Genomic DNA, 12,591 nt, shown 5'->3' with positions numbered 1-12,591 from the left:
CATGCGGTGATGCCCCGGCCCACCGTCACCCCCGTTAGGGAAGTGCCATGAGCAGTACACCCTCCGCGCCCGCGGCGCGGCCAAGCCAACAGCGCGCCTCCGACCGGTTCATCGCCTACGTCCAACAGCTGTGCGCCTCCAACCGCACGCGCGCCGAACTGCGCCGCGGGCTCGGTCTGCCCGTCGACCGCTGCAACTACCTCCACCGCTACCTGGTGCCCTTCCTCGCCCCGACCCACGGCAAGCAGGTCCCCCGCGAGCAGCGGCGCGCGTACTACGCGGTGGCCGCCCTCATCGCAGCCCGCCCCCGTGCCGTACGCGACACCGAACCGGCGGGCTGGCACGAGGGACGGCCGCCGGAGAACTGGTTCGCGCGCGCGAACCTGGGCGCCTGCCTGGGACGGGCCGCGGCCGACGGCGTCCTCAAGGCCCGGTCGGCCGAGGGCGTCCTGCACCTGATGTGCCAGCAGAGCGCCGAGAGCATCCACCCCGGGCTGCCGGCCCTCACCCGGCAGCTGGCCAACGGGGGCGTGGCGGTGGACTGGGCCGTGCTGCTGGAGGATCTCGCCCGCTGGGACCGCGACCGGGACCGCATCGCCACGCGCTGGCTGGAGAGCTACTTCCGGGTCCTGCACGCCGAGAACCCGGCCGACCTGACCGTACCGAACGCACTCAACGACAGCACCGAGGAGAACGAGTCATGAGCCTCTACCTGGACCTCAGCGCCCTGCAGTCGGTCCCGGTCGCCAACCTCAACCGGGACGACCTGGGCTCGCCCAAGCAGGTCAGGTACGGCAACGCACCCCGCATCCGGGTCTCCAGCCAGTCCTGGAAGCGGGTGATCCGCGACGGCGTGGAGACCGACCTCGGCGAGAAGGCCGTGCGGACCCGGATGGTGCCCGTCAAGGTCCGTCAAAAGCTGGAGGACGCGAGCTGGCCGAAGCCGCTCGCGGAGTTCGCGGGAGAGCAGGTCGTCGCCAGCGTCGGGAAGAAGGGCATCGGCACGGAAAAGGAGGGACACACCTCCGTGCTGCTGTTCGTGCCTGCGGCGGCGATCGAGGACCTGGCCGCGGTGTGCTCAGATCACCGTGCGGCCCTGGAGAAGGGCCAGACGGCCAAGAAGCCGGGACGGCTGCTGCCCGCGGAGCGGATCGAGGACATCCTCAAGCAGCGCACCTCGTCCATCAGCCTGCTCGGCCGCATGCTGGCGGAGGTGCCCGGTGCCAACGTCGACGGGGCGGCGCAGGTCGCCCATGCCTTCACCACGCACGCCGCCGAGCCCCAGCGCGACTACTTCACCGCCGTCGACGACTGGACCGGCGAGACGGAGACCGGCAGCGGCCACCTGGACACCGCGGAGTTCAGCGCCGGGGTCTTCTACCGCTACGCCACCGTCAACGTCACCGACCTGGTCAAGAACCTGGAAGGCGACGCTAAAACGGCCCGCACCGTGCTGCAGTCCTTCGCCGAGCATTTCCTGTTCTCCCTGCCCCAGGCCAAGCGCACCAGCACCGCCCCGCACACCCTGCCCGACCTGGCCTACCTCGCCGTGCGCGAGCACCGTCCCATCTCGCTGGCCGCCGCCTTTGAAACCCCCGTGACCGCCGATGGCCGCGGCGGCTTCTCCCCCGCCTCGCGCACCGCGCTGGCCTCCTACGCGACGCAGATCAACCGGCTGACCGGCCAGCGCCGCCGGCGCTTCCACGGCCACACCACCATCGCCCCCGACGAGCAGCTGGCCGGGATCGGCGACGCCCACGACTCCTTCGACCAGCTCACCCAAGCCGCGGTCGACAGCGCCCTTCCCGCCACCGGACAGCCGGCATGAGCGCACTGATCCTGCGCCTGGCCGGACCGCTGCAGTCCTGGGGCGAACGCTCCGCGTTCGCCCCCGTCCGCGACACGGCGCCGTTTCCCACCCGCTCCGCCCTGACCGGGATGTTCGCCGCCGCCGAAGGCATCAGCCGCGACGACACCGGTGCCCTGCACCGCTACCGGCCGCTGCAATTCACCGTCCGCATCGACCGGCCCGGCGTCCCGCTGATCGACTACCACACCGCCGGCGGCGGCCGTCCCACCTCCCGTACGGCGGCCACCAGCGGCGGCAGCAACAAGGGCGCCGCCGTCATCACCCGCCGCCACTACCTGGCCGACGCGGTGTTCGTCGTCGCGGTCTCCGGGCCCGAGCCCACCATCGACCGCCTGGCCCGCGCCCTGCGCCGCCCCTGCTGGGCCCCCTACCTCGGCCGCCGCTCCTGCGTACCCGACGAGCCGCTCCTGCTGCACGCCCGCGCCGCCGACCCCGAGACCGAACTGCGCACCCGCGTCCCGCTCAGCCGCACCCGCCAGCCGACAAGCTCCGGCACCACCACCCTCGCCGTCCCGTTCCTCTACGAACACCCGCCCACCGACGGGCAGCCCGGCGCCGAGGCCGACACCGTCAGCGTCAACGACATCCCGCTCAGCTTCTCCCCCCAGGCCCGCGCCTACGGCTCGCGCACCCTGCACCGCACCACCGAACAGCTCCCCGCCGCCCTCGCCGGCCCCCAGCACACCCTGCTTCCCCGACTGATCGACTACGCCCGGGACCACGCATGACCGACCACCCCTTGCTCGCGCGCATCCGGCTCAACTCCCACAGCCGCGACGTCCAGCGCGACCTGCGCGACGCCACCGAAATGCACCGCACCGCCATGCGCCTGGTCCCGGACCACCTCGGCCACAGCGCCCGCCAACAGGCCGGCCTCCTCTACCGCATCGACGAGAGCGACACCGCCAGCACCTTGCTCGTCCAGGCCCGCCACCTCGACCTCACCCGCCTCCACAACGGCTACGGACACGGCGAGGTCAAAAGCCTCGCCCCCATGTTCCAGGCGCTGCGCGAAGGGCTCACCGTCCGCTACCGCATCGTCGTCAACCCCTCCAAACGCGAACTCCTGCCGAAGTCCGCCGGCAGCCAACGCGGCCGCATCATCCCCCTCGCCGGAGCCGACGCCGACCAGTGGTGGACCCGCCGCGCCGCCAACGCCGGCCTCCACCTGAACACCCTCATCCCCACCCCGCTGCAGCCCGTGCGCCCGCACGGCAAGGACGCATCCTCCATGCGCCACAGCCTCCTGCGCTACGACGGCACCGCCACCATCACCGACCCCACCGCCCTCACCCACGCCCTGACCACCGGCATCGGCCGAGCCAAACCCTACGGCGCCGGCCTCCTCAGCCTCGCCCCCGCCACCACCCGATGAGCACACCCCGCAAAGGCGGCGACGCCCGCAGACGGCTCGCCGCCCCCACCCTCGCCATGCTGCCGCGCATCGCCGACTCCCTGTCCTTCCTGTACCTGGACATGGTCCGCGTCGTCCAGGACGACACCGGCGTCTGCGCGCAGATCCAGGCCGGTGACCGCACCGACCTCGTCTACCTCCCCACCGCCGCCCTCTCCTGCCTCCTCCTCGGCCCCGGCGTCTCCATCACCACACCCGCCCTGACCACCCTCGCCCGCCACGGCACCACCGTCGTGTGCGTCGGCGCAGCAGGCGTCCGCACGTACGCCGGCATCCTGCCCGACTACCTGACCACTCACTGGCTCGAACTCCAGACCACAGCCTGGGCCGACCCCGACCGCCGCCTGCACACCGCCCGCCGCATGTACGAGATGCGCTTTGCCGACGCCGACCTGCCCACCACCGTCGACCTCGACCAACTGCGCGGCATGGAGGGACAGCGCATGAAAGCCCTCTACAAAATCCTCGCCCAGCAGCACGGCATCGGGCGCTTCCGCCGCAACTACCACCCCGACCAATGGGATACACAAGATCCCGTCAACCTCGCCCTGTCCGCCGCCAACAGCTGCCTCTACGGCATCGTGCACGCCGCCCTGCTCGCCCTGGGCCTTTCCCCCGCCCTCGGCTTCGTCCACGCCGGCACCCAGCACGCCTTCGTCTACGACGTCGCCGACCTTTACAAAGCCGAAACCACCCTTCCCCTGGCCTTCGCCCTGCACCAATCGCCCCACCCGGAGCAGGAAGCCCGCCGCCGCTTTCGCGACAACCTCCGCCTACTGCGCCTGCTGCCCCGCATCGTCCGCGATACCCAGCGCCTCCTCACCCCAGAAGCCACCACCGCCGCCGACCACAGCGAACGCCATGACGTCGACATGGTCCACCTCTGGGACCCCAAAAAGGGCGTCCTGCCCGCCGGAGTCAACTACGCCGGCGGCGACCGCTGATGCCTTCCCTGCTCGTCATCGCCACCACAGCCGTCCCCGACCATCTCCGAGGCGCCCTCAGCCGCTGGACCAGCGAGGTCGTCCCAGGCATCTTCGTCGGCGCCGTATCCGCCCGCGTCCGCGACCAGCTCTGGCAAGCTGTCACCGAAACCGTCGGAGACGGCGCCGCCCTCCTCGTCCACCCTGCCGACACCGAACAGGGCTACGCCCTCCGCACCGCAGGCACCCGCCGCCGCACCCCCATCGACTTCGACGGCCTCACCCTTATCCGCATGACCGGAACACACAAGGCAAAGAACGAGCAAAGCCCCCTTTAAGACGCAGGTCAGGAAGGGTCCTCCTCGCAGGCGCGGGGGTGCTTCGGCCTCGGAGAATTCCTCGTCGGCGACGAGCTCGTCCTCCCCGCAGGCGCGGGGGTGCTTCGGACATCAGGCAGCGTGCCCGCTCCCGGCCGGAGTCCTCCCCGCAGGCGCGGGGGTGCTTCGGACGGGTCCCAGGACCCGAGGAAGGGGGACGGGTCCTCCCCGCAGGCGCGGGGGTGCTTCGCCGTACGCCGCGCTGCGGAAGATCCGGCGCCCGTCCTCCCCGCAGGCGCGGGGGTGCTTCGTCCGCGTGGCTGTCGGTCATCGTGATCGACGCGTCCTCCCCGCAGGCGCGGGGGTGCTTCGATGCCTTCCTCATGGACGCCGACCTTGCTGTCGTCCTCCCCGCAGGCGCGGGGGTGCTTCGGTCGCGATTGCAGATCGCGCAAACGGGGTGGAGTCCTCCCTGCAGGGGCGGGGGTGCTTCGAGACGCCGTGAACGAGCAAGACTCCGGGCGTAGTCCTCCCCGCAGGCGCGGCGGAGTTCCGGCGTTGTACCGGCGTCGTCGCCCAGCTCTACGCCCTCCCCGCAGGCGAATTCCAGGGGGGCGTTTCGCCGCCGAGGGAGGGGCTGCACAACCACTGCAGGTTCTCCCAGGCGTAGGGCGTTCCGTCGTCTCGGTCATTGAGTTCGGCGCACGTGGGTGTCCCCACTCCACCACGTCACTTGAAAAGATCACTCTGCAAGAGCTCCTCGTACACCGAACACGAAGCCACGCCGACGGAGCGACGCGTTAGTGGTGCGGGTCGGTGACCAGGCGGATAATGCGGATTCGGCCGCCTTCGCCCCTGCGTGACGATGCCGAGGACGTGCTTCCGACACCGGATGGCGCAGGTCGCAGCGGTGCCCCGACGTCACGGGCATTTGCCGAGAACATCCACATCGCGCGGTCTGGTGCGGGGCAGCTGCTCAGTACACCCGGCTCCATGGAGCCGTGCCCGTCGGCCCGCCTCAACCACACCGGCTGCGGGCATCGTACTGATCAAGCCGTCCCGCACGGACGCCCTGCGCAACGCACGTGTCACAACAGTCCACCGCGGACTTCCTCGCGCCGAGCGCACCGCCACGGCCCTTTCCTCCGGGCGGTATACCGTGGGCGGCACAAAACGAGACCCCGCCGGTCCCTTCCGGCGCCCCGAAGGCGCCGGACTGTCAGCGCAGCGACAGCACCTCGGGCAGCCAGTGCTGCTGCCCGTCACCGCGGCGGGAACTCGTGGCGGGTGGCATCTGAGACCATCCAGCAGGTTCGGGGGCGGCATGCCGTACATCGAATGGCGCGGAAACAAGTGCCGGGTCAAATGGTGGTCCGGTGAGTACCTGGCGAACGGCAGGAAGAAGTACGAGAGCAAGAGCGGCTTCGACGACGAGGAGACCGCCTACACCTACGGTCTGGATCGCGAGTACGAGGTCCGCCACGGCACGCGCATGGCCACGAGCCGCAGCGACCTCCTGATGGACGAGTACGGCTCGGAGGTCTGGCTGCCCGACCAGGATCTGCGTCCGGGGTCCGTCAAGCGGTACCGCTCGATACTCAAAGCCCAGATCAACAAGCAGTGGGACAGACGCCGCGTCAACGAGATCGAACCCCCGGAGTACATCGCCTGGAAGAACGCGCTCCACCAGAAGGTGGAGCGCAAGGAACTGGCCCGGACCTACGTCGATGACATCCTCATGGTCTTCGGCATGCTGATGACCGACGCCGTGCAGCGGTACCGGCTCCGGACCGACACCCCCATCCCGCCGCCCACTCCTCGCCGCGGCCGGTATGTGAAAAAGGTCCGCAAGAAGAAGCGCCCCCTGGCCATGGGCCCGGTCTACCAACTCGCCGTGAACGCGTACACGGTGTGGGGCTTCACCGGCTGGACCTACATCTGGGACGCGGCCTTCCAGGGGATGCGGCCCGGGGAGATGTTCGGGCTGCAGAAGGTCTACGCGGCGCCGGCCTGGCCAACCTCCGAGCCCGACCGGGAGCAGCGCAAGGAGTTCCAGGAGCGGTACGCGCGGATGCCCGCGACCCGGGTGCAGTTCCAGCACCAGTGGGTGGACGGGAAGAAGACACTCACCGCCCCGAAGTACGACTCCCACCGCACCCTCGTCCAGGCACCCTTCCTGACGGCCATGCACACCGCGCTCGCGGCGTCGCACACCTCCCCGTGGTCGTTCCCCTCGATCAACGGCGGGACGCTGCTCGGGGCGTCCTTCGGGCGGGACTACTGGTGGCCGATCCGGGACGGAGCCCCTGCCCGTGAGGGGCTCCGGGGCCTTCCGCGGCCCGCTATCCCGCCCGTGGAGGAGTTCGCGGTGGGCGGGTGGCCGATCTACCGGCTGCGGCACTGGATGAAAGAGTGCCTCGAAGAAGAGGGGCACAGCGATACCGCCATCGAGACCCGCATGGGACACGAGCTTGCCGGCGTCAAAGGGCTGTACAGCAACCTCACCCTCAAGATGGAGCAGAACATCGTGGAGGCCCAGCAAGAGCGGTGGGAGGGTTTTTTACCGGGCAGCCGGAGGCCTGTGGACGCCACCGTTTCCCACTCCTCTCCCAGTCGACCAGACGACGGCCTGATTTTCCCAGGCCGGAGCCCTGGTAGGCGCGGCTGTCAGGTGAGCGTACGGTTCACGGCGCCCGGGGCGGCGGCGCGGGTGGTGGCCCGCGAACGGTCGACCGCGGCATGCGGCCGCTTCGGCCAGCACGTCGTCGCGAGCACGGGCTGGCGGGCGCAGTCCGGCCACACCTACCTGCTGGCCGCGGGCAGCCGGGCGGTCACCGGGATCGAGGTGGCGGGGGCGGTACGGGCCTCGGCGGCGGGGCGGGTGCTCGCCGTACGGGCCCCCGCGAACGCGCAGGCGCAGGTCAGCGCGCGCCTGACCGGAGGCGGGACACTGGCCGAGGTCGGGCGCTCTACGGAGGACTGACGGGGCGTTGCGGGGCGCGGGCGGCGCTGCCGGAGGGGCCGCCGGAGACGACGGTGCCGCGCTCCGCTCGGGTGGAGGCCTCCGGGACGCGGTACGGCGGTTCCGGACAGTGAACATCAACCGCGGCGCGTTCACCGCACCCGAGAGACGGCGCCCTCCCCCAGGCGCGCGCAGACCAGGTGCCCGAACTCGGCACAGTGGTCCATCAGCCACGGCAGGCGGAACAGGCCTTGGTTGATTACGCCCGCAGCCACGATGCCGTTCATCGTGTGGAACAGCTTCAGCCCTCACACCTTCCCCTCTTCGACTCCGCGACCTCCACCGCCTGCGAGGCCCACGATTGCGCGAGTGCATCCGCCTGGACGCAGCCGAGATGTTCGCTGCCGGACGGGACAGCGCCGTGATCGCCAGACAGCTTCGGGTCAACATCTGGTCGGTGCAGCGGTGGCGTCAGGTTTGGCAGGACACCGGACAGTACGGTTTGCGTTCGAAGGGATCGGCCTCCCGGCCAGGACCGAGCGAAGCCCTGTTCACGGTGCTGGAACAGGAGTTGGCCAAGGTGTCGGCGTACTCGCGAACGTGCCCAGTCACGTACCAATGATCGGGATCTTGAAAGATTTCCGTGACGGGGTGACAGCGGGTCACCTTGATTGCGCCAGGAGGATTCGCCGGCGGAGGAGTGGGAGACCCGATCGGCCGTAGCCCTGACGTTTGAGGAGTTCGGCCCGGTTGGCCTGTCCCTCGCCCTGGCCGGAACTCCACGGGCTGGACAGTCCGGCGGTGATGGCGTCGACGTCGCTGTTCAGTCCCTGGGCGAACTGCCTGCTGTGCGGCAGCAGGTGCGCGGCCGCGCTGCGGCGGCCAGCCGTTGGCTGGTCGACTCCAGGTTCGTCGCCTGAGCTCACTGCCCGCACCAGGGACGACTGCAAGCCCGTCGCGCTTCAGCCACCCGGCCGGGAACCAGTCGTCGTGCATGCACGTCAGGTTGGGTTCAGTGCTCCACCCGGCCGGTGTCGTACGCCCACATCGCGATCTCGACCCTGTTTCGGGCGCCGATTTTGGTCAGCAGGCTGGCGACGTGGGTCTTGGCGGTCGTCAAGCCGATGAATAGCTCGTCGGCGATCTCGGCGTTCGTGCGGCCGCGGGCGACCAGTGTCAGCACCTCCTCCTCGCGTTCGGTGAGCGGCTCGATCGGTTGGGTCCGTCGGCTCGACGGTTCCCTGGCGGCGAAGGTGGCCAGCAGCCGCCGGGTGATGTTCGGCGCGATCAGTGCATCGCCGACGGCGGCGGCATGGACGGCCTGGACGAGCAGCTCCGGCCCGGCGTCCTTGAGCAGAAAGCCTCGGGCGCCGGCCCGGAGCGCGCCGTGGACGTACTCGTCGAGGTCGAATGTCGTGATCACCACTACCGCGATCGGGTCCGGGACGCCCCGCCCCGCGAGGCGCTGGGTCACCTCGATGCCGTCGAGCCCGGGCATCTGGATGTCGACCAGGCACACGTCGGGGCGGAGCCGATGCTCCAGCTCGACGGCGGCGCGGCCGTCGGCGGCCTGGCCGACGACCTCGATGCCGGGCTGCGCGTCAAGGATCATCGACAGGCCGGTGCGCACCAGATCCTGGTCGTCGGCCACCAGCACGCGCACCGTCATCGGCGTACCTTCGTCGGCAGTTCGGCGTCGACCGTCCACCCGCCCTCGGGCGCCGGCCCGGCACGCAGCGTGCCGCCGAGCAGCTGCACACGCTCGGTCATCCCCAGCAGCCCGAAGCCGTGGTTCACCGACCGTGCCGGGTCGATCTGTCCGTCGTCGGTCACGCGTAATCGAAGCCGCCCCGCGCCCTCTACGACCCGGATCATCACACGCGAGGCGTTGCGGGCGTGCCGCAGGGCGTTGGTCAGCGCCTCTTGCGCCAGCCGGTAGACCGCCGCGTCGACCTGGGGCGGAAGTTCGTCCAGGCCGTCTGGCAACTCCACGTCGACGGCCGGGGCCGGGGCGCGTCGGGCGAGGGACACCAGGTCGGCAATGCCGGGCTGGGGGGCGTACTCCGCCGGCGCTCTGTCGCGCAGCACCCGGACCATCGCCCGCATCTCCGCGAGCGTCCGCGACGCTTCCCCTTCGATGACCGCCAGCGTCTCGAGCGCCGCTTCAGGTCGCTGCCCGGCGATCGCCCGGCCCGCCTGCGCCTGCACAGCGATCGCCGAGACGTGGTGGGCGACCATGTCGTGCAGCTCGCGCGCGAGGCCGACCCGCTCCTGACTACGGATCTGGTCCACCGCCCGGCGCCAGCTCTCGGCGCGGTAGCGGAACGCCGCTCCGCCCGCCGTCGCCGTCGCCAGCACGGCGAGTCCGCCGAAGAGCTCGGTCGGCCCGGTGTAGTCGGTCACAATGCCGAATACCGCAGCGACCGCCACCACCGCCAGCCCGATCACGATCTCGCGTCCTGAGTCCCAGCGGACCAGCGCGTAGACGAACACCAGGATGTAGATCATCGTGTTCAGGCCCACGCTCTGGGCCCCGCCCAGCAGGCTCGCCAGTCCCAACGCCGTCGCGGTGCCGAAGGCCACCACGACACAGGCCAACGGGTGGGTACGCCGCCACAGCAGCACCGGTGCAAGTCCGACCGCCACGATCGTCGCGAACGGCCGCCAGGCGACGTCGTCCCGGAGGACTCCCTCGACCAGCGCCGTCACCATCAACACCCCGACCAGTACCCAGTCGCGCGACACCCGTCCGGGAGCGTCCGTGGCGCGGGGCTCGGCCCACAGCGAGCTCAGGGCGTTGGTGGTCACCCACCCAGCCTAGGGACCGCCGAGGCGTCGGGGACCGATCGAAAGAACGAGACGCCGCTCCTCCCGACGGCCGATGCGGGTCCGGCCTCGACGCCGAGGTGTCCGCCGCCGGGCTCAGCGATCGTGGACCTACCGATCCTCACCACAACAACGGAGCCCATGATGAGGACGCGTCAACCCACCACCACACTGGATGACCAGCGAATCCCGGTGAGAGCCAAGCTCGCCGCAGCGTGGACAAGCTTCATGTTCCTGTACGCCTACGTGGACATTCTCGCCTTCTTCAAGCCCGGCGTCGTCGATGGCATCCTGGTCGGCGTCGTCTGGGAGTTCGACATCAGCCAGACGTTGTTGACCGTCTTCCTCGCGCTCATGGCGATCCCGATCCTCATGGTCGTGCTGTCGATGACGCTGCCCGCCCGGGCAAACCGCATCACCAATATCATCGTGGCCTCGGTACAGGTCCCCTTCGCGGCATTCAACGCGGTGGGCGAGTCCTGGACGTACTTCTACGGCCTTGGCGTCGCACTGGAAGTGATCCTTCTCGCCCTCATCCTGCGGTACGCCTGGACCTGGCCCCGCACCGTCGGCGACCACGGCGACCACGGCGACCAGCCCGGACCGTGAAACCGTACGCGCTCAGTAGCAAGCGTGAACCCAAGCTCAGTCCCCGTCCTGTTCGGAGCCATCTGCCTCGGTGCCGCGGTGAGGGCCTGCTGGCGGTGGGACACCAACTACCACCGGGACGTCGCGTAGGGGCCTTCCAAGGCCCCTACCGGCAGGTCAGGTCAGGTCATCGGATGCGCACACAGCCCACCGCATCGTCGACACCACCCCCAAGCGCGGCAACGTCGCCGTCCGCATCACTGGCACCCGCCACGACGAGCCGACGTATCAGGTCCGCCAGTCCCCACCGAACACCCAGGAGGTCCCGGTCATGATCCATCTTGACGGGTGCCGCTTCCGCGAATGTCCCGCGTTGGCGCCACCACGTCCTGCGGTCCAGAGCTCAGCTCGTATCGGTCGCCACGATGTCAGGCGCGATGTCCAGCACCAGAAGTGCCGCCGCCATATGGGCCGGATTGTCCTCCACCTTGACGGCCGAGAGTTCGTTGGCCCGCGAGACCCGCCGTTCGACGGTGTTGCGGTGTGCGTAGAGGTTGGCGGCCGCTCGGGTGGTATTGAAGCCGCACTGCACGTAGGTGAGGAGGGCCTGCCGTAGTGCTGTGTCGGCTTCGGCCAACGGCCCGAGGGTGTTGATGACGAACCGGCGTGCGCCGGCACGGTCCTTCGTGAGCGCGTCGATCAGCTCGACGTCGGCGTAGGCCGTGTATCGCCGGTCGGATCCGAGCCGGATGACCAGCGCCTGCGCCGCGAGGGCGTCCTGGTGGCTGGAGCGGAACCCTTCGAGTCCGCGTCCCGGCCTCCCCACCGCCGCACGGATCTCGTCGGTCGTCGCGAGGGCCTTCCGCACATGGTGGAGGTCCGAGACGGACTCCCCCGAGAGCCAGATCCACCGTGACGTGGCGCTGGCACGCGCCACCAGGGCGCTCCGGCCGCCGGCGGCGGAGCGCACGGCGGAGATGGCCTCGTCCAGGGCATCGGCCTGCTGAGGACCGTCGATCCACAACACGAGTCCCACGTGCCACCACGTCATCCGGTAGCGCAGGCGTTCTTCGGCGAGGTCCTCCGCCATCGGTGCCCCGCTGGCAATCAGCTGGATCAGTGCGATCCCCTCGGCATCCGTACTGCCCATCGCCGCGGCCAAGCCGGCTTGACGCAGAGCCGCGACCGAGTCAAGGGCGTACTGCACCAGCGACTTCGCCGTCACGTCCAGGACCTCCACGAGAAGGTCGGGGTCGGCGCAGCCCGTTACGCATGCCTCCAGCCATCGCCGCCAGCCGATACCCAGCGCCACGCGCCAGGCAACGGCGAAGTCGGGCGCGATGCCTCGGGAGACGAGATCGTTGATGTATGCCGTGGTCCTCGGGCCGACGTAAGGCTCCACCCGCCGCCCCGGTTGCTGGACGTTCGCAGTCAACCATTGGACGAGGTCGGAGCGGTTGAGCTCACGATCCTCTTCGACCAGCGATGCGTCCGCGAGGAGGGCAGGATCGTTCTGGGCGACGAGAGAGGGCCTTACGAAGGCGTCGACCAGGGCGTCCGTTTCCGTCAGTTGGCGCTGGCACAGTGACCTGATCGCATCAGCAACCTCGCGGGAGGGCCTGGGCCACAGCTCTTCCATTTCTACAGTGTCCTCCTGATCGCAAGGAGCCGACGCTCCCGACATGCCGTGT

The 12,591-nt window shown here is 70.0% G+C and carries 11 protein-coding genes, 1 pseudogene and 1 CRISPR repeat array; of the genes and pseudogenes, 8 read left to right on the top strand and 4 right to left on the bottom strand.

From position 1 onward, the window contains the following. Positions 1 to 47 precede the first annotated feature (47 nt). The 7 genes from casB to JXZ78_RS11975 all read left to right on the top strand — a co-directional run bounded on the left by casB (position 48) and on the right by JXZ78_RS11975 (position 7,507). Positions 48 to 704 carry a type I-E CRISPR-associated protein Cse2/CasB gene (casB, locus tag JXZ78_RS12005; RefSeq protein ID WP_238782975.1) on the top strand — a complete coding sequence of 219 codons (657 nt, stop codon included), beginning with the start codon at positions 48 to 50 and terminating at the stop codon, positions 702 to 704. After that, a complete protein-coding gene (gene cas7e / locus JXZ78_RS12000; RefSeq protein ID WP_238782974.1) occupies positions 701 to 1,828 on the top strand; it encodes a type I-E CRISPR-associated protein Cas7/Cse4/CasC in 1,128 nt (375 codons plus the stop codon). Before casB ends, cas7e begins: the two co-directional genes overlap by 4 nt. Further along, entirely contained in the window at positions 1,825 to 2,598 is a 774-nt protein-coding gene (gene cas5e, locus JXZ78_RS11995) for a type I-E CRISPR-associated protein Cas5/CasD (protein WP_238782973.1), read from the top strand. The genes cas7e and cas5e overlap by 4 nt, the downstream gene beginning before the upstream one ends. After that, positions 2,595 to 3,245, top strand: coding sequence for a type I-E CRISPR-associated protein Cas6/Cse3/CasE (gene cas6e / locus JXZ78_RS11990; RefSeq protein WP_238782972.1), 651 nt, complete (start codon positions 2,595 to 2,597; stop codon positions 3,243 to 3,245). Before cas5e ends, cas6e begins: the two co-directional genes overlap by 4 nt. 56 nt (positions 3,246 to 3,301) lie before the next feature. Then, the gene (gene cas1e / locus JXZ78_RS11985) at positions 3,302 to 4,228 is read left to right on the top strand and encodes a type I-E CRISPR-associated endonuclease Cas1e (protein ID WP_238783062.1); all 927 of its coding nucleotides are present in this window, start codon (positions 3,302 to 3,304) and stop codon (positions 4,226 to 4,228) included. Then, positions 4,228 to 4,545: a type I-E CRISPR-associated endoribonuclease Cas2e gene (gene cas2e / locus JXZ78_RS11980; RefSeq protein ID WP_238782971.1), complete on the top strand. Its 318-nt coding sequence runs from the start codon at positions 4,228 to 4,230 to the stop codon at positions 4,543 to 4,545. The genes cas1e and cas2e overlap by 1 nt, the downstream gene beginning before the upstream one ends. Before the next feature lie 17 nt (positions 4,546 to 4,562). Further along, positions 4,563 to 5,079: a CRISPR direct-repeat array (repeat unit 29 nt; unit sequence GTCCTCCCCGCAGGCGCGGGGGTGCTTCG). A 769-nt stretch (positions 5,080 to 5,848) separates the two neighbouring features. Further along, complete coding sequence (locus tag JXZ78_RS11975; protein ID WP_238782970.1) at positions 5,849 to 7,507, top strand: N-terminal phage integrase SAM-like domain-containing protein; 1,659 nt, start codon at positions 5,849 to 5,851, stop codon at positions 7,505 to 7,507. A gap of 137 nt (positions 7,508 to 7,644) precedes the next feature. Here JXZ78_RS11975 and JXZ78_RS11970 read toward each other — a convergent pair. From JXZ78_RS11970 to JXZ78_RS11960, 3 genes and pseudogenes are all read right to left on the bottom strand, one after another. Next, positions 7,645 to 7,755: pseudogene (locus JXZ78_RS11970) on the bottom strand (DUF5655 domain-containing protein); the annotation flags it as partial. Positions 7,756 to 8,498: 743 nt separating this feature from the next. Next, on the bottom strand, positions 8,499 to 9,155 hold the full coding sequence (locus JXZ78_RS11965) for a response regulator (protein ID WP_238782969.1): 657 nt from the start codon (positions 9,153 to 9,155) through the stop codon (positions 8,499 to 8,501). Next, positions 9,152 to 10,294 (bottom strand): sensor histidine kinase, encoded by a 1,143-nt coding sequence (locus tag JXZ78_RS11960; RefSeq protein ID WP_238782968.1) that lies wholly within the window; start codon positions 10,292 to 10,294, stop codon positions 9,152 to 9,154. Before JXZ78_RS11960 ends, JXZ78_RS11965 begins: the two co-directional genes overlap by 4 nt. A gap of 210 nt (positions 10,295 to 10,504) precedes the next feature. Between JXZ78_RS11960 and JXZ78_RS11955 the strand changes: the two genes are divergently transcribed. Continuing rightward, positions 10,505 to 10,921, top strand: coding sequence for a DUF6326 family protein (locus JXZ78_RS11955; protein ID WP_238782967.1), 417 nt, complete (start codon positions 10,505 to 10,507; stop codon positions 10,919 to 10,921). Positions 10,922 to 11,303: 382 nt separating this feature from the next. On the opposite strand, the gene JXZ78_RS11950 is transcribed toward JXZ78_RS11955, so the two are convergent. Next, positions 11,304 to 12,539: a PucR family transcriptional regulator gene (locus tag JXZ78_RS11950; RefSeq protein WP_238782966.1), complete on the bottom strand. Its 1,236-nt coding sequence runs from the start codon at positions 12,537 to 12,539 to the stop codon at positions 11,304 to 11,306. Between the last annotated feature and the right edge of the window lie 52 nt (positions 12,540 to 12,591).

The organism is Streptomyces monomycini, assembly GCF_022271435.1.
GTDB classification, from domain to species: Bacteria; Actinomycetota; Actinomycetes; order Streptomycetales; family Streptomycetaceae; genus Streptomyces; species Streptomyces monomycini.
The sequence above is the reverse complement of the archived record's forward strand: the minus strand, read 5'-3'. Positions and strand labels throughout refer to the sequence as shown.